At 73.2% G+C, this 16,870-nt stretch carries 14 protein-coding genes; 9 read left to right on the top strand and 5 right to left on the bottom strand.

Annotated elements, in window-relative coordinates; genetic code table 11:
• Positions 1-124: 124 nt before the first annotated feature.
• Together RNC47_RS02755 and RNC47_RS02750 are read left to right on the top strand one after the other, a co-directional pair.
• The gene (locus RNC47_RS02755; RefSeq protein WP_311595591.1) at positions 125-1,447 is read left to right on the top strand and encodes a hemolysin family protein; all 1,323 of its coding nucleotides are present in this window, start codon (positions 125-127) and stop codon (positions 1,445-1,447) included.
• Positions 1,444-2,460, top strand: coding sequence for a hemolysin family protein (locus tag RNC47_RS02750; protein ID WP_311595146.1), 1,017 nt, complete (start codon positions 1,444-1,446; stop codon positions 2,458-2,460). Before RNC47_RS02755 ends, RNC47_RS02750 begins: the two co-directional genes overlap by 4 nt.
• A gap of 21 nt (positions 2,461-2,481) precedes the next feature.
• Here RNC47_RS02750 and ctaD read toward each other — a convergent pair whose 3' ends face one another.
• Positions 2,482-4,212, bottom strand: coding sequence for an aa3-type cytochrome oxidase subunit I (ctaD, locus tag RNC47_RS02745; RefSeq protein WP_311595144.1), 1,731 nt, complete (start codon positions 4,210-4,212; stop codon positions 2,482-2,484).
• Positions 4,213-4,419: 207 nt separating this feature from the next.
• Here ctaD and RNC47_RS02740 point away from each other — a divergent pair, with 207 nt between their 5' ends.
• On the top strand, positions 4,420-5,277 hold the full coding sequence (locus tag RNC47_RS02740; protein ID WP_311595142.1) for a SigB/SigF/SigG family RNA polymerase sigma factor: 858 nt from the start codon (positions 4,420-4,422) through the stop codon (positions 5,275-5,277).
• Between the two features lie 43 nt (positions 5,278-5,320).
• Here RNC47_RS02740 and RNC47_RS02735 read toward each other — a convergent pair whose 3' ends face one another.
• The 3 genes from RNC47_RS02735 to RNC47_RS02725 form a co-directional block, all read right to left on the bottom strand.
• Complete coding sequence (locus RNC47_RS02735) at positions 5,321-5,803, bottom strand: DUF6328 family protein (RefSeq protein ID WP_311595141.1); 483 nt, start codon at positions 5,801-5,803, stop codon at positions 5,321-5,323.
• A gap of 4 nt (positions 5,804-5,807) precedes the next feature.
• Positions 5,808-6,620, bottom strand: coding sequence for a SigB/SigF/SigG family RNA polymerase sigma factor (locus RNC47_RS02730; protein WP_311595140.1), 813 nt, complete (start codon positions 6,618-6,620; stop codon positions 5,808-5,810).
• A 209-nt stretch (positions 6,621-6,829) separates the two neighbouring features.
• Positions 6,830-7,645: a DeoR/GlpR family DNA-binding transcription regulator gene (locus tag RNC47_RS02725; protein WP_311595138.1), complete on the bottom strand. Its 816-nt coding sequence runs from the start codon at positions 7,643-7,645 to the stop codon at positions 6,830-6,832.
• Positions 7,646-7,882: 237 nt separating this feature from the next.
• Here RNC47_RS02725 and RNC47_RS02720 point away from each other — a divergent pair, with 237 nt between their 5' ends.
• The gene (locus RNC47_RS02720; RefSeq protein ID WP_311595137.1) at positions 7,883-9,490 is read left to right on the top strand and encodes an SLC13 family permease; all 1,608 of its coding nucleotides are present in this window, start codon (positions 7,883-7,885) and stop codon (positions 9,488-9,490) included.
• A gap of 3 nt (positions 9,491-9,493) precedes the next feature.
• Here RNC47_RS02720 and RNC47_RS02715 read toward each other — a convergent pair whose 3' ends face one another.
• Positions 9,494-10,621 (bottom strand): substrate-binding domain-containing protein, encoded by a 1,128-nt coding sequence (locus RNC47_RS02715; protein ID WP_311595589.1) that lies wholly within the window; start codon positions 10,619-10,621, stop codon positions 9,494-9,496.
• 153 nt (positions 10,622-10,774) lie between these two features.
• Here RNC47_RS02715 and RNC47_RS02710 point away from each other — a divergent pair, with 153 nt between their 5' ends.
• From RNC47_RS02710 to RNC47_RS02690, 5 genes are read left to right on the top strand one after another with little or no spacing between them, the layout of a single operon-like run.
• Entirely contained in the window at positions 10,775-12,097 is a 1,323-nt protein-coding gene (locus RNC47_RS02710; RefSeq protein WP_311595135.1) for an ABC transporter substrate-binding protein, read from the top strand.
• Complete coding sequence (locus tag RNC47_RS02705; RefSeq protein ID WP_311595133.1) at positions 12,094-13,026, top strand: carbohydrate ABC transporter permease; 933 nt, start codon at positions 12,094-12,096, stop codon at positions 13,024-13,026. Before RNC47_RS02710 ends, RNC47_RS02705 begins: the two co-directional genes overlap by 4 nt.
• Positions 13,023-13,874, top strand: coding sequence for a carbohydrate ABC transporter permease (locus tag RNC47_RS02700; protein ID WP_311595131.1), 852 nt, complete (start codon positions 13,023-13,025; stop codon positions 13,872-13,874). The genes RNC47_RS02705 and RNC47_RS02700 overlap by 4 nt, the downstream gene beginning before the upstream one ends.
• A gap of 41 nt (positions 13,875-13,915) precedes the next feature.
• Positions 13,916-14,899, top strand: a complete 984-nt coding sequence (locus tag RNC47_RS02695) for a hydroxyacid dehydrogenase (RefSeq protein ID WP_394814696.1) — start codon at positions 13,916-13,918, stop codon at positions 14,897-14,899.
• Positions 14,896-16,842, top strand: a complete 1,947-nt coding sequence (locus tag RNC47_RS02690) for a DUF2264 domain-containing protein (RefSeq protein ID WP_311595128.1) — start codon at positions 14,896-14,898, stop codon at positions 16,840-16,842. The genes RNC47_RS02695 and RNC47_RS02690 overlap by 4 nt, the downstream gene beginning before the upstream one ends.
• Positions 16,843-16,870 lie beyond the last annotated feature (28 nt).

The following is a 16,870-nucleotide window of genomic DNA, read 5'->3' as shown; positions in this document are numbered from 1 at the left end:
CAGATCCGCCGGCGCCGGGTACCCGCGGGGGCGTCGGACAAACGGCTCAAGGCCATGGCTCGCACAGCCGATCACAGAAGGTGACCGCGGGAGTGTTCCCGGACCTCGGACGGGGGGCGACATGCTGACCGAACTGCTGCTACTGCTCGTCGCGTTGTTGTTGACGCTGACCTGTTCGGTCTTCGTGGCCGCCGAGTTCTCGCTGACCACGCTGGAGCGCGGCGAGCTCGAGCGGGCGGCGGCGGCCGGCGAGCCGGGGGCCGAGGGCGTGTTGAAGGCGGTGCGCCGGCTGACGTTCCAGCTCTCCGGGGCGCAGCTGGGCATCACGGTGACGTCGCTGGTGATCGGCATGCTGGCCGAGCCGTCGCTGGCGGCGCTGCTGCGCGGCCCGCTGCGGTCGGCCGGGCTGCCGGAGGGGACGGCGTCGACGCTGGCCGTGGGGCTCGGCGTCGCGCTCTCCACGGTGGTGCTGATGGTGCTGGGCGAGCTGATGCCGAAGAACTGGGCGATCACCCACCCGATGCGGGTGGCGCGGGCGGTGTCGCCGCTGCAGCGGGGCTTCACCGCGACGTTCGCCCCCCTGATCAGGCACCTCAACGAGACGGCCAACCGCATCGTGCGCTGGTTCGGTCTCGAACCGACCGAGGAGCTGGCCTCGGCGCGCACCCCGCCCGAGCTGGTGGCGCTGGCCCGGCACTCGGCGGCCGAGGGGGTGCTGCCCCGGGACTCGGCCGAGCTGTTCGTGCGCACCCTGCACCTGGGCGAGCTGACGGCGCAGAGCGTGATGACCCCGCGGGTGGCGGTGCACGCGCTGCGCCGCACGGCGAGCGCGGCCGACGCCGCGAACCTGACGCTGGCCACGGGGCTCTCCCGGTTCCCGGTCTACAACGAGGGCCTGGACGACGTGGTGGGGATGGTGCACATCAAGGACGTGCTGGCGGTGGACGAGGCGCGGCGGGCCGCCGTCCCGGTGGCCGAGCTGGCGACCGAGGCGCCGCTGGTGCCGGACAGCCTGCCGGTGGACCGGCTGCTCGCGGAGCTGCGGGGGCGGCGCTCCATGGCGGTGGTGGTGGACGAGTACGGCGGCACGGCCGGGGTGGTCACGCTGGAGGACATCGTGGAGGAGGTGGTGGGCGAGGTCAGGGACGAGCACGACCCCGAGGAGGTGCCCGAGCTGGCCAGGACGGGGCCCGGCGTCTGGGAGGCGGGCGGCGGCGCGCGGACCGACCAGCTGGCGGAGGCCGGCCTGCCGTTCCCCGAGGGGCCGTACGAGACGCTGGCCGGCCTGGTGGCCACGGAGCTGGGCCGGATCCCGGCCGCCGGGGACCGGGTGGAGGTGGGTGGCTGGCGGCTCGAGGTGCTGGCCGCGGCACGGCACCGCGCCGAGCGGGTGCGGATCACGGCGCCGCCGGCGCCGGGCGAGGCCACCGGCGAGGAGGCCCGATGACCTTCTGGCAGCTCGGCATCGGGGCCCTGACGCTGGTCACCAACGCCTTCTTCGTGGGGGCCGAGTTCGCGCTGATCTCGGTGCGCCGCGACCAGATCGAGCCGCGCGCGGAGCGCGGCGAGCGGGGGGCGCGCACCGTGCTGTGGGCGTTGCAGCACCTGTCGGCGGAGATGGCCACCGCGCAGTTGGGCATCACGGCGTCCTCGCTGGTGCTCGGCGCGGTGGCCGAGCCGGCCATGGCGCACCTGCTCGAGCCGCTGTTCGACGCGATCGGGGTGCCGTACGGCCTGGTGCATCCGATCGCCTTCGCGATCGCGCTCTCGGTGGCGACCTATCTCCACATGCTGGTGGGCGAGATGGTGCCCAAGAACATCGCGCTGGCCGCGCCCGAGCGGACGGCGCTGCTGCTGGGGCCGCCGCTGGTCGGCCTCACCCGCGCGCTGCGGCCGGTGATCTTCGGGATCAACGAGATCGCCAACGCGCTGCTGCGCCTGGTGCGGGTGACGCCACGGGACGAGGTGGCCTCGGTGTTCACGGACGACGAGCTGGTACGGCTCGTGCAGGACTCCAGCGACGCGGGTCTGCTGGCGGCCGAGGAGAGCGAGCGGCTGCGGGACGCGTTGGAGCTGGGCACCAGGACGGTGGCGGAGATCGTGGTGCCGGTGGCGCGGATGGTGACCGTCGACCACCTGGTGACGCCGCGCCAGTTGGAGCGGGTGGCGGCCTCCTCCGGCTTCTCCCGGTTCCCGGTGACCGGCCCGGGCAACACGGTGCTCGGCTACCTGCACGTCAAGGACGCGCTCGCGGCCACCGCGCGGAACCGGCCCTTCCCACGGGACGCGACGCATCCCGTGGTGCAGATCCGGCTCGACACCCCGCTGGACGACGCGCTGACGGCGATGCGGCGGGCGGTCACGCACCTGGCGGCGGTGGTCAGCGCCAAGGGCCGGCTGCTGGGCTTCGTGACCATGGAGGACGTGCTGGTGGAGCTGGTGGGACCGGGCGTGGAGTGAGCCGTCGCCGGGCGGTCCCGGTCAGCGTCGCCCGGTGTCGTCCCCGGGGTGTGTCTCGGGGCGCGGGGTCTTCGGGTGGCCGCCGGGCTCCTTGTCGCGCCGCTGGATCATGCCGGCGATGTCGGGGTGGTGGTGGTCGAAGGCGGGCGACTCGGAGCGGATCCTGGGCAGGGCGTGGAAGTTGTGCCGGGGCGGCGGGCAGGAGGTGGCCCACTCCAGGGAGCGGCCGTATCCCCAGGGGTCGTCGCCGGTGACGCGGGTGCCGTGCCGCGCGGTGTGCCACACGTTGTAGAGGAACGGCAGCGTGGAGAGGCCGAGCAGGAAGGCGCCGACGGTGGAGATGGTGTTGAGCGTGGTGTAGCCGTCGGCCGCCAGGTAGTCGGCGTAGCGGCGTGGCATGCCCTCGGCGCCCAGCCAGTGGTGGACCAGGAAGGTGCCGTGGAAGCCGACGAACAGCGTCCAGAAGTGGATCTTCCCGAGCCGTTCGTCCAGCATCCGGCCGGTCCACTTGGGCCACCAGAAGTGGAAGCCGGCGAACATCGCGAAGACGACGGTGCCGAAGACCACGTAGTGGAAGTGGCCGACGACGAAGTAGGTGTCGGTGACGTGGAAGTCGAGGGGCGGGGCGGCGAGGATGACGCCGGTGAGGCCGCCGAAGAGGAAGGTGACGAGGAAGCCGACGGCCCACAGCATCGGCGTCTCGAAGGACAGCGAGCCGTGCCACATGGTGCCGATCCAGTTGAAGAACTTGACGCCGGTGGGCACCGCGATGAGGAACGACAGGGCGGAGAAGAACGGCAGCAGCACCGCGCCGGTGGCGAACATGTGGTGCGCCCACACGGTCATCGACAGGGCGGTGATGGCGATGGTGGCGCCGATCAGGCCGAGGTAGCCGAAGATCGGCTTGCGGCTGAAGACCGGGATGACCTCGGTGACGATGCCGAAGAACGGCAGCGCGATGATGTACACCTCGGGGTGGCCGAAGAACCAGAAGAGGTGCTGCCACAGCAGCGCGCCGCCGTTCGCCGGGTCGAAGACGTGGGCGCCGAAGACGCGGTCGGCGGCGAGGCAGAACAGGGCGCCGGCGAGCACCGGGAAGGCGAGCAGCACCATCACGCTGGTCAGCAGGATGTTCCAGGTGAAGATGGGCATGCGGAAGAGGGTCATGCCGGGGGCGCGCATGCAGGCGATGGTGGTGACGAAGTTGACCGCGCCCATGATCGTGCCGAAGCCGGAGAACGCGAGCCCCATGATCCACATGTCGGGTCCCACGCCCGGCGAGTGGGTCCTGTCGGTCAGCGGCGCGTAGGCGAACCAGCCGAAGGCGGCGGCGCCCTGCGGGGTGAGCAGCGAGCCGGCCACCAGGAGTCCGCCGAAGAGGTACATCCAGTAGGCGAGCGCGTTGAGGCGGGGGAAGGCGACGTCGGGGGCGCCGAGTTGGAGCGGCATGATCCAGTTCGCGAAGCCGGCGAAGAGCGGGGTGGCGAAGAGCAGCATCATGATCGTGCCGTGCATGGTGAACGCCTGGTTGTACTGCTCGGCGGTCACGAGCTGGAGTCCCGGCCTGGCGAGTTCGGCCCGCATCACCATGGCGAGGGCGCCGGCGAGCAGGAAGAAGAGGAAGGACGTGACCAGGTAGAGGGTTCCGATCCGCTTGTGGTCGGTGGTGGTCAGCCAGGCGACGACGATCCGCCCGGGGCTCCGGCGGTGCGGGGCGGGTGCGGCGTCCCTGGTGTCCGTCAACGTCGCCATGGGCGTCCTCCCGGTCACGGTGTGTGCGCTTTGGGTGCGCGGCTTGTTCTACTGCCGGGCCGGGACGACCTCCTGTTTTGACTCTTTAGTGGGCGATTCATGCCGAGATGTGCGCGACCGCAAATGCAGGCAGACTGGTGGAGAAGGTCTCTTCCGTGGCGAGCACAGAGCGGAATCGTTCGCCCAACCTCTCCGGGGAGAGCACACATGAACTCACCCGCACAGCCCCGAAAACGCCGTCGCCACCCGCACGACGACGCGCCAGACACCAGCAGGGAGTTCGCACGCATCGCGGAGTTGCCGCCGTGCCCCGAGCGGGACGAGTTGTGCGACGAGGTGGTGCGGGCGTGGATCCCCATGGCCGACCGGCTGGCGCGCACGTTCCGTGACCGCGGCGAGGCGCTGGAGGACCTGGAGCAGGTCGCCGCGCTCGGCCTGGTGAAGGCCGTCCACCGCTACGACCCGAGCCGGGGCCGGCCCTTCGAGAGCTACGCGGTGCCGACCATCGTCGGCGAGGTGAAGCGGCACTTCCGCGACCACCTCTGGAGCCTGCACGTGCCGCGGCGCACCCAGGAGCTGCGCAACCAGGTGCGGGCCGCGAGCCGGCAGCTCAGCTACCGGCTCGACGACCGGGGGCCGAGCGTGGCGCAGATCGCCGAGCACAGCGGCCTGACCGAGGAGGAGGTCAGGACCGGCATGCAGGCGTTGGAGAGCTACAGCACGCTGTCGTTGAACGCGGAACTACCTGGTTCGGACGGCGACTACTCGCTGCTCGACACGCTGGGCGAGCCGGAGCCGGGCTTCGACCGGGTGGTCGACCGGGAGTCCGTGCGGGACCCGCTGCGGGCCCTGCCGGAGCGCGAGCGGCACATCCTCTACCTGCGGTACTTCCACGGCATGACCCAGAGCCACATAGCGCACCGGCTCGGCATCTCGCAGATGCACGTCTCCCGGCTGCTCAGCCGCGCCTGCGAGCGAATCAGGGCGGAGGTCGAGGGCGCCGACGGGGAGCCGGGGCGGGAGGAGCCGGGCGCCGCGGCCGACGCCGGTGCCCGCTGCCGCTAGCGGCGGCGGGCACCGGGGGCACCGGCCCGGGCCCCGGGCCGGCTCAGCGGTGCCGGGACCCGACGCGTCCGCGCAGCACGCGGGGCAGCACGCCCCACAGCGCGAGGCAGAGCAGGAAGGCCCCGCTGCCGGCCACGATGCCGGCGGCCCGGCCCAGCACCACGTCGACCACGAGCAGCAGGGCGCCCGTGAACGACAGGGCGAGCATCACGAGGCCCGCCGCGGCCAGCCGGGACGACACCACCACGATCAGCCGCTTGGCGCCGCGCTGGAACAGCACGCGGTGCAGTGCGGCCGGCGCCGTGAACAACGCGGTCGCGCTGAGCGCGAACACCAGCGTGGTCACGTAGGTCGCGCGGGCGAAGTCGTCCAGCTCGGCGAAGCGCTGGGTGAAGGCCAGGGTGAGCAGGAAGGCGAAGAGGATCTGCACCCCCGTCTGCGTCACCCGGAGTTCCTGCAGCAGCTCCGTGAAGTTGCGGTCGGCCCGCTCCATCGGGGTCTCGTGCCTGGCGTGCGCGCTTGGCATGCGGTCATCCTGCACCGCGGCCCACCACCTGTTCACGCAGGCGCGAGCAGGTGCGGTCCAGCAGCCGGGAGACGTGCATCTGGGAGACGCCGACCCGCTCGGCTATCCCGCTCTGCGTCATGCCCCGGAAGAAGCGCAGGTAGAGGATGTACCGCTCGCGCTCCGGCAGCTCGCGCAGCCGGCAGCGCACGGACTCCCGGTCCACCACCCGGTCGAAGCCGCTCTCCTGGCGGCCCAGGGTGTCCACCAGCGCCGTGCCCTCCTCGGTGCCGGCGATCTCGGCGTCGAGCGAGAGCACCGTGAAGGAGTCCATGGCCTCCAGGCCGGTGCGGACCTCGTCGGGGGTCAGCCTGGCCCGCTCGGCGATCTCCTCGACGGTGGGCTCCCGGCCGCCCAGCCCCTGGCCCAGCTCCTGGCGGGCCACGCGCACCCGGTTGCGCAGTTCCTGCACCCGGCGCGGCACGTGCACGCCCCAGAGGTGGTCGCGGAAGTGCCGCTTCACCTCGCCCACGATGGTGGGGACGGCGTAGCTCTCGAAGGCGCAGCCACGGTCCGGGTCGTAGCGGTGGACGGCCTTCACCAGGCCGAGGTGGGCGACCTGCACCAGGTCCTCCAGCGACTCGCCGCGGTCGCGGTAGCGGCGGGCGAGTCGGGTCGCCATCGGCATCCAGGCGCGGACGATCTCGTCGCGCAGCCGGTCGTGTCGTGGCCCGTCCGGCAGCACCGCGAGCCTGCGGAAGGCGGCGGCGGTGTCGGGGGCGTCGTGGTGGGAGTGGGCTCGGCGCGCGGTTCCGGCACGTGCGCGGGTGACGGGCATCTGGTCACAGCTCCCCTCGTCTTCATCGACTTGTCGACGCGGGGGCCCTGGCCTGACCGCCGGATGCCATGGTCCCCGCGCCTGTGCCTGCGGTCAGCGGCACGAGGATTCGCGTGCCCGACGGGCCGGCGGACAAACGAGAAGAACGACGCATCTCCTCGAATCTTGCAAAAGGACACGATTGCGTGGGAGTTGCCGAGCCGGTGCGCTCAACCGGCGTCGGCGGAGCCCCTGCCGGTCGGCACGACCACCACGTCGCGGCCGGCGGCCCTGAACTCCTCGACGACCGACGGCGGGGCGCCGTCGTCGGTGACCAGCGTCCAGTCGGTCTCCAGCCGGGCCCAGGCGCGGAACGGCCGGTGGTTGAGCTTGGCGGCGTGCACCAGCACGTAGACCCGGCGGGAGCGGCGGGCCATCAGCTCCTTGAGCCTGGTCTGCTCCAGCTCGGCCTCGCACAGACCGCCGTCGCTGGTGACGCCGTCGGCGCCGAGGAAGGCGACGTCGAAGCTCATCCGCTCCAGCGCGGCCTCGGCCAGCGGCCCGACGAAGGCGTCGCTGAGGGCCCGCAGCCGGCCGCCGAGGCAGAGCGTGGTGATGTCGTCGCGGTGCTGCACGTGATGGAGCACCGGCAGGCTGGCGGTGGTGACGGTCAGCACGGCGCCGGCGGGCAGGGCGCGGGCCAGCAGGGCGACCGTGGTGCCGGCGTCGAGCAGCAGCGACTGCCCGGTCTCGACGCGGTCGGCGGCCCAGCGGGCGATGGCCCGCTTGGGCTCGAACGCCTCGCTGTCGCGCTGGTCGAGCGACGCCTCGCCGCGGTGCGGGACGGCGATCGCGCCGCCGTAGGTGCGGGCAAGACGGCCGCTCGCGCTGAGCTGGGTCAGGTCGCGGCGGATGGTGGAGGCCGTGACGCCGAAGCGGGCGGCCAGCTCCTCCACGCTCGCCAGCCCGGCGTCCGTCGCCAGGCTGATGATCTGTTCCCGCCGCTCGCGGGACCTGAGCGTGCCGCGGCTGCCTGGGATCGCCATCGAACCGACCGTCCTCGCTCTCTCTCGGCTCTCTCTCGGCTCTCTCGGCCGCGTGAGCCCGTGCTGGGCGCGTGGCCCGAACTCTAACCAGCGGCGCGCGAAACGCGCCAGCTCCACTGCGCGCTCGACGCAGCGGCACACCTTTCTCACGCGCCACCCCTGTACGCCGGCGCGGAAGGCGGGCAGGTTGCTTGGTGTCCCGCGACGAGGCGGGCACCGAAGCTGGGAGGTGGCGCCATGACAACCGGCGACAGCGGTCCTAAGGCCAGGACGGACGTACAGCAGGCCCTGCTGGGCCACGCGACCTATCGGAGCCTCGGCGAGCAGCGGCTCTCGCCGGCCGAGGAGAGGTTCGAGCGGGCCAGGAGAACCACGGGGCTCTGGCTTGCCCCGCTGGTCGCGCTGGTGTTCCTGGCGCTGCCGCTCGACATGGCGCCGAGCCAGCAGACCCTGGCCGGGATCCTGCTCGGCGTGGTGGTGCTGTGGGTGACCGAGCCGGTGCCGATACCCGTGGGCGGGCTGATCGGCGTCGGCTGCGTCGTGCTGCTCGGCGTGGTGCCCTCGGACGAGGCGCTGGCACCGTTCGGTTCGTCCACCGTCTTCACGTTCATCGGGGCGTTCATCCTGGCCCAGGCCATGCTCAAGCACGGCCTCGCGCGGCGGTTCGCGTTCCGGATCCTGGCGCTGCCCGGCGTGGGCAGGTCCACGGTGGGCGTGATCGTCGCCTTCGGCGGGATCACCTGCGTGCTGTCGGCCTTCGTGTCCAACACGGCGACCGTGGCGATGCTGATGCCCACGGCGCTCGGCATCCTGACGGTGATCGCGAAGCTGCTGCAGGACCGGGGCCTGGTCGAGCCGGACTTCGACCCGACCCGGCTGCGGGTGGGCGCGGCGCTGGTGCTGATGCTGGCGTACGGCGCGAGCGTGGGCGGGCTGCTGACGCCGGTGGGTTCGCCGCCGAACCTCATCGGTCGCGGGCTGATCGAGGAGGCCACCGGGGAGCGGATCTCCTTCGCCCAGTGGATGGCGACGGCGCTGCCGATCTGCGCGCTGATGTTCGTGGTGCTCGCGGTGGTGCTGCTGCTCGTCAACCGCCCGGAGATCCGCCGGATCGAGGGCATCGAGGAGTACGTGGCGGAGCAGCGGGCGGAGCTGGGGCGGCTGTCCAGGGCCGAGTGGAACACCCTGATCGCCTTCGGGATCACGGTGGTGCTGTGGGTGACGCCGGGCGTGGTGGCGCTGGTCGCCGGCACGGACTCGTCGGTGTACGAGACGGTCAGCGGCCGGCTGAACGAGGGGATCGTGGCGGTGCTCGGCGCGTCGCTGCTGTTCCTGCTGCCGACGAACTTCGCGCGCCGGGAGGCGACGCTCAACTGGAGCGACGCGGCGCGGATCGACTGGGGCACCGTCCTGCTGTTCGGCACCGGCATCATCTTCGGCTCGCTGCTGGAGTCCACGGGCCTGGCCCTGACCATCGGCACGGAGGCCAACGACGCGCTGGGGATGAGCAGTTCGTTCTGGATCACCGCCTTCGCGGTGGCCCTGGCGATCCTGGTGTCCGAGACCACCAGCAACACGGCGTCGGCGGCGGTGGTGGTGCCGATCGTGCTGCCGATCGCGATGGCGGCGGACGTCGACCCGTTCGTGCCGGCGCTCGCGGCGACGTTCGCGGCGTCGTTCGGCTTCATGCTGCCGGTCTCCACGCCGCAGAACGCGATCGCCTACGGCTCGGGCGTGGTGCCGATCACCACCATGATCCGCTCCGGCTTCTGCTTCGACGTGCTGGGCGCGGTGGTGATCATCCTGGGCCTGCCGCTGATGGTGGAGCTGACCGGCATCGGCTAGGGCCTACCCGGCCGGCTGGGTCACCGGCTCGGCCTGCTGGCCGCCGCAGGACTCCCTGACGATCAGGGTGGGCCACAACTGGACGCGGTGCACCGGGCGTTCGCCGGTGTCGGCGAAGCGGGCCAGGGCCAGCTCCGCGGCCAGCGCGCCGAGCCGGTGCTTCTGCGGGCGCACGGCGGTGAGCGGCGGGTCGGAGGCGGCGGCGACCTCGTCGTCGTAGGAGACGACGGCCAGCTCCTCCGGCACCCGGAGACCCGAGTCGCGGGCGCGCTCCACCATGCCGATGGCCTCCCGGTCGGAGTGGACGAGCAGCGCCCGCACCCCGCGCTCCCGGCAGCGGGCCAGCACCTCGTCGTAGGCGTCGACCCAGCCGGGGGTGCCGTAGGTGGGCACGTCGACGTCCAGGTGGCCGTGGGGCGGCAGGTCGAGGGAGGCGGTGGTCTCGCGCCAACCGGCCCGCAGCGCGCGGCTGGTGGGGCTGGAGCGCGAGGTGATCAGGGCGATCAGCCGGTGTCCGAGGGTGACCAGGTGCCGCACGGCGAGCCCGGCGCCCAGCGCGTGCGCGGTGGTGGCCGCGTCGAGCGCCAGGGTGGGCAGGGCGGGCGGCGGCAGCCGCTCCACCAGCACCACCGGGATGGGCAGGGAGCCGAGCCAGCGCAGCAGTTCGAGACCTGCGGCGCCGGCGATGGTGGGCGCCACCAGCAGCGTCTGGATGCCGCGGTCCAGCAGGGCGGTCACCTGGCGGCGGTCGTCGGTCGGGTCGTAGCTGGAGGCGCGCATCACCAGCCGGCCGCCCTCGGCGGAGACGGCGGCCTGGGCGCCCTGGATCACCTCGGGCCAGTAGTACTCGGCGGAGGGCACGACCATGCCGACGAAGACAGCCGGCGGCCCGCCCCGGTTGGGCTCGCCGAGGCCGCGGTAGGGCAGGGTGATGCCGCCGTGCACGCGGCGGACCAGGCCGCGGTCGGCGAGCGCGGTGACGTCGCGCCGCACGGTCACGGCCGAGACGCCGAGCCGCCGCACGAGATCGGACAGGCGCACGGTGCCCGCGCGCCGGACGGCGGCCAGGATGTGCTCCTGCCGCTCCCAGGCCAGACCGCCGGGCCCCGGCGTACCGTCGCCCGCCTCCATCTCCACCTTCGCTTCTGATCGATTCTGATCGATTTGGTTCTGGATGATTGACCTCGAACTATCGCACAGGTTGGAGTGTCCGGCACCACTCCCAAAGGGGCGGAGTGACGTCTGGCGGGGACCGTCGGACGGGATCGTCGGAGGGATGGAGTAATGACGCTTCACACCGGCTGGTCGCGACGCGCGCTGCTGCGCGCCTCGGCCGGCGCCGCGGCGCTCGCCGCGGGCGGTACCGCCCTGGCGGGCTGTTCCTCGCGGACCACGGCCTCGGGGGCCACCCGCGTCACCATCTGGTCCTGGCTGACCGGCATGGACCAGTACGTGGCCGCGTTCAACGCCGCCCAGCGGGACGTGCACGTCGAGCTCAACGTGATCGCCGGCGGCCTCTCCGGCGGCTACGCGCAGCAGACCAACGCGATCCGCGCGCACAACGCCCCGGACATCCTGCACGTCGAGTACCAGGGCCTGATCCAGGTCCTGGCCACCGGCGGACTGCGCGAGATCACCGACGACGTCGCCGACCTGGGCGACGGCTACTCCCCCGCCGCCTGGCGCGCGGTGCGGCCCGACGGGCGCACCTGGGCCGTGCCGATGGACCTCGCCCCGATGGCCTTCTACTACCGCAAGGACCTCTTCGACGAGCACGGCATCGCGGTGCCGCGCACCTGGGACGAGTTCGCCGTCGCCGCCGAGGCCGTCAGGGAGGCCGACCCGGCCGCCAGGATCACCACCTTCCCGCTCAACGACGGCTCCTTCTTCGCCGGCATGTGCTGGGGCGCCGGCGACCCGTGGTGGCGGATCGAGGGCGACACCTGGCTGGTCGACGTCGCCAGCGAGGGCACCCTGCGCACCGCCGCCTACTGGCAGGACCTGATAGCCGCCGACCTGGTCGGCTTCGGCGGCACCGGCACCCAGGACTGGATCGCCGGCATGCACGAGGGCCGGCTCTGGGGCCTGCTCGGCGCGGCCTGGAGCGTCGGCACGCTCAAGCGGTCCATACCCGACGACACCGGGCGTTGGGCCGTGGCCACCATGCCGACCTGGGGCGGCGAGCCGGCCAACGGGATGCAGGGCGGCAGCGCGTTCGGCGTCTCCGAGGAGAGCCCGGTCCCGGAGGCGGCCCTCACCTTCCTGCGCTGGCTGTGCACTGGCGAGGACTACCCGCGCATCGGCGCCACCTTCACCTCGCCGTTCCCCGCCTACCAGCCCATCAGGAACGTCGCCCGCGAGGTGGTCTCCAACGACTTCTTCGTCGGCGACGACGTCTACGACGTGCTCGACGAGGCCTCGGCCCGGGTCCCCGACTGGACGTGGGGGCCCAACGCGCTCGGCCTGTTCTCCACCGTCGCCGACGCCCTCGGCCGGGTGAGCACCGGCGGCACCACCATCCCCGACGCGGTCCGCGAGGTGCAGGCCGCCGCCGTCTCCAGCATGCGCGGGCGGGGCCTGTCCGTCCGCGAGGGGAGCCCCGCATGACCGTCGTCACGCCCGCCCGCGCCCCCCAGTCCGCCGGCGGCTCCGCCGCGCCCGGCGCGCCGCGCCGCCGGCGCACCTCGCCCGCCACCCTGCTGCTGGTGGCCCCCTTCGCGCTGCTGCTCACCGGCACCGTGCTGGTGCCCGTCGGCTACGCGCTCTACCTCAGCCTGTTCACCGAGCGCCTCTCCGGGCTCGGCTTCGACGGGCCGCACGACGTCTTCGTCTGGCTGGAGAACTACGGGGACGTCCTCGGCGACGCCGCCTTCCACGACAGCGTCGCCAACGTCGCGCTCTACGCGCTGATCCACGTGCCGCTGATGCTCGGCGGCGCGCTGCTGCTCGCCCTGCTGCTCGACGCCGCCACCGTCCGGCTCCGCCAGGTCTGGTCGCTCGCCGTCTTCCTGCCCTACGCCGTCCCCGGCGTGATCGCGGGCCTGGTCTGGGCCTATCTCTACAGCCCCAACATCGGCCCGCTCAACGACGTGCTGCCCTGGGACCCGCTGGGCAGCGACGGCGTGCTGCCCTCCATCGTCAACATGGCCACCTGGCAGTGGATGGGCTACAACATGATCATCTTCTACACCGCGTTGCGCACCGTGCCCCGCGAGGTGCTGGAGGCCGCCCGGGTGGACGGCGCGGGCGCCGTCCGCACCGCGCTCGGCATCAAGGTCCCGATGATCAGGCCCACCATGTTCGTCGCCCTGGTCTTCACCGTCATCGGCTCGCTCCAGCTCTTCACCGAGCCGCTGGTGCTGCGCAACTTCACCCCCTCGGTCACCAGCACCTGGACCCCCAGCCTCTACGTCTACGAGGCCGCCTTCATCAGCAACGACTACGGCCGGGCCGCCGCCGCCTCGCTGCTGCTCGCGGTCGCCTCGGCCCTGCTCTCGGCGCTGGTGATGCGCCTGTCCGCCCGGAGGACCCGATGAGAACGTCGACTTCGTCGCGCTGGATGTCCCGGGGCGCGGTGCACGCCCTGCTGCTCATCGCGGCCCTCTACAGCGTGCTGCCGCTGGTCTGGCTGGTCACCTCGGCCACCAAGTCGGTGGGCGACTTCTCCACCACCGGCGCCTTCGAGCTCGGCGACTGGAACCTGTGGACCAACCTGGGCGACCTGTTCGCCGAGGAGGACGGCGTCTTCCTCGACTGGGCCCGCAACTCCCTGCTCTACGCCGGCCTCGGCTCCCTGCTCGGCGCGCTGATCTGCGCCGCCTGCGGATACGCCATCGCCAAGCTCGACTTCCCTGGCCGCCGCGCCCTGTTCGCCGTCACCCTCGCCGGGGTGCTGGTGCCCACCACCGCGCTCGCCCTGCCGCTCTACCTGATGGCCTCGGAACTGCGCGTGGTCAACACCTTCTGGGCGGTGTTCATCCCGCTGCTCACCAACCCCTTCGGCGTCTACCTGGCCCGCGCCTACGCCGAGGCCGCGGTGCCGGACGAGGTGCTGGAGGCCGCCAGGATGGACGGCTCCAGCGAGCTGCGCACCTTCTTCACCATCGCGCTGCCCATGATGCGGCCCGGCGTGGTGACCATCCTGCTGTTCCAGTTCGTGGGCATCTGGAACAACTTCTTCCTGCCCCTCGTCATGCTGACGGATCCCAAGCTGTTCCCGATGACCCTCGGCCTCTTCCAGTGGAGCGCGCGCGTGACCCAGTTCCCGCAGTACACCCCCCTCGTCGTCACCGGATCGCTGCTCGCCGTCGTCCCCCTGGTGGTGGCGTTCGTGGTGCTGCAACGCCAGTGGCGTTCAGGCCTTGCCGCGGGGAGCGTGCGGTGACGCTGCCGGAGCGGCGCCGCCGCCCTGACACGCTGCTGGTGATGGACGCCGGCTGGCTCGGCACCCTGTTCGGCGAGGCCGAGCTGGCCAGGCTGGGCGAGCTCGCCACCCTCGGGGAGCCGCTGGCCGCCCACGAGTTGAGCTCCCCGGCCGCGCGCCGCCGGCTCGCGACCGCCGAGGTGCTGCTCACCTCGTGGGGCTGCCCACGGCTCGACACGGAGGTGCTGGCCGCCGCGCCCCGGCTGCGCGCCGTGCTGCACGCGGCCGGCACGGTGCGGCCGCACGTCACGGACGCCGTGTTCGACCGCGGCATCCTGGTCACCACCGCCGCCGCGGCCAACGCCGAGCCGGTCGCCCAGTACACGCTGGCCGCGGTGCTGTGGGCGTTCAAGAAGGTGCCCTTCCTGGCCGCCGAGGCGCGCCGGTTCCGCACCGACTGGAGCTACCGCGACACGCACGGCGAGCTGAGCGGCCGGGACCGCACGGTGGTGCTGGTCGGCTTCTCCCGGGTCGGCCGCCGGGTCACCGAGCTGCTGGTGCGGCTCGACGTGGCCCGGGTACTGGTCGTCGACCCGGTCGCCGAACCGGCCGCCATCCGGGCGGCCGGCGCCGAACCCGCCACCCTGGCCGACGCGTTGCCCAGGGCCGACGTGCTCAGCCTGCACGCGCCCGCGCTGCCGGAGACCCGTCACCTCATCGGCGCCGCCGAACTCGCCGCGCTGCCGCCCGAGTCGGTGCTGATCAACACCGCGCGGGGCGCGCTCGTCGACACCGCCGCGCTCGAACACGCCTGCGCCGCAGGCGCGTTGCACGCCATCCTGGACGTCACCGAGCCCGAGCCGCTGCCCGACGCCTCGCCGCTCTACGACCTGCCCAACGTGGTGCTCACCCCGCACATCGCCGGCTCGCTCGGCTCCGAGACCCGTCGGATGACGGCCGCCGCGCTCGACGAACTGGAGCGCTACGCCGCCGGTTCGCCGCCGCTCGACCCGGTCACCAGGGAGTCGCTGGCGGTGCAGGCGTGACCGGGCTGCCCGATCTCCCGCCGGAGGACAGGGCGCGCTCCCCGCACACCGGCTGGACCAGGGCGCACTGGGCCGCGCACGCCGACCGGATGCTGGCCGCCCTCGACCCGTACCGCTCCCCCGGTCTCGCCCGGGTCGACCTGCCGGGCCCGGCCAGCCGCTACGGCCCGGACTCGGACGGTCTTGAGGGCTTCGCCCGCTCCTTCCTGCTGGCCGGCTTCCGGATCGCGGGCGAACGCGGCGCCGGCCAGGCCGCGTTGATCGAGCGGTACGCGGCCGGCCTGGCCGCGGGCACCGACCCGCGCCACCCCGAGCGCTGGCCGCGCCCCGACCGGCTCGGCCAGGCCAAGGTCGAGGCGGCCTCCATCGCGCTGATCCTCCAACTCACCCGCCCCTGGCTGTGGGACGCGCTGGACGACGGGGTGCGCGAGCGCACGGTGGACTGGCTGGCCACCGTCGTCGGCCAGCCCTACCCGCCCATCAACTGGGTGTGGTTCCGGATCGTCGTGGAGTCCTTCCTGCGCGAGGCCGGCGGCCCCTGGTCGACCGCCGACATCGAGGAGGACCTGGCCGTCCACGCCACCCTGCGCCGCCCCGGCGGCTGGCTCTCGGACGGCGCCGACGAACGCGCCTACGACCACTACACCGGCTGGGCGCTGCACCTCTACCCGCTGCTGTGGACCGAGCTCTTCGACGTCACCGGCAGCCTGTGCCCGCGGGAGCTGCGCGACCGCTGGGCCGCCGACCTCGGCCGCTACCTGCGGGACGCGGTCCGGCTGCTCGGCGCCGACGGCTCGCCGCTGCTCCAGGGCCGCAGCCTGATCTACCGGTTCGCGGCCGCCGCCCCGTTCTGGGCGGCCGCGTTCACCGGCGTCGACGCCCTGCCGCCGGGCCTGCTGCGGCGGGCCGCGAGCGGCGTCCTGCGGCACTTCGCGGACCACGGCGCGCCGGACGGGCGCGGTCTGCTGACCATCGGCTGGCACCACGCGTGGCCGGCGATGCGGCAGTCCTACTCGGGTCCCGGATCGCCCTACTGGGCGGCCAAGGGTCTGCTGGGCCTCGCGCTGCCGGCCGACCATCCGGTGTGGACGGCGCGGGAGGAACCGCTGCCGATCGAGACCGGCGACCGGTCCCGGCTGATCGCGGCCCCCGGCTGGCTCGCCTCGGCCCGCCGGGACAGCGGCATCGCGCTCGTCCTCAACCACGGCACCGACCACGCCGCGCCCGGCGCGACGACGGCCGACGCGCCGCTGTACGCCAGACTCGGCTACTCCACGGCCACCGCGCCGCCGCTGGTCGGGCCGGCCGCCGCCCAGCCGCTGGACAACGCGGTGGTGCTCCTCGACCACGCCGGCCGCGCCACCCACCGGGCCGGCTTCGTCACGCACTACGCGCGCGAACTCCCCGGCGGAGTGCTGGCCGCGGCCTCCGGCGGCCAGGTCCGCTGGGTGGACGCCAGCGCCGACGAAAGACCCGACCACGGTTCCGGCCGCGCCGGCGAGGTGGTCGCGGGACCGGTGCTGACCGTCGCCTCGGTGCTCCGCGACGGGGTCGAAATACGGCTCGCCCGCGTCGTGGGCGAGAGCGGCGCCCTCCGCCTCCGCCTGGGCGGCTGGCCGGTGACGGCCGACGAGCCGCCCGACGCGACGGCCGGGCAGGCCGTCGGCGGCGGCCTGCGCTCCACGGTGCGCGGCCTGCGCGGCCTCGACCGGTCGGGCGTCACGTCGTTGACGGACGTGACGCCGCTCGGCCGCCACACCGCCGTACCCTGGCTGGCCACCGCCGGCCCGCCGGCACCCGGCGAGGTGCTCGCCGCCCTGGTGGTCCTGGACCGCCCGGACGCGCCGTCGCCAGCCGCCCCGGAGCTCACCGTCGGCCCGGACCACCTGGTCACGCTGCGCTGGCCGGACGGCCTGGTCACCGAGGTGGCGCTGCCCGCGTAGCGCCCGCGGGTCGGCCGGGCCCGCCCGA

The sequence above is a fragment of the Streptomyces millisiae genome (assembly GCF_031845425.1).
GTDB lineage: Bacteria > Actinomycetota > Actinomycetes > Streptomycetales > Streptomycetaceae > Streptomyces > Streptomyces millisiae.
The sequence above is the reverse complement of the archived record's forward strand: the minus strand, read 5'-3'. Positions and strand labels throughout refer to the sequence as shown.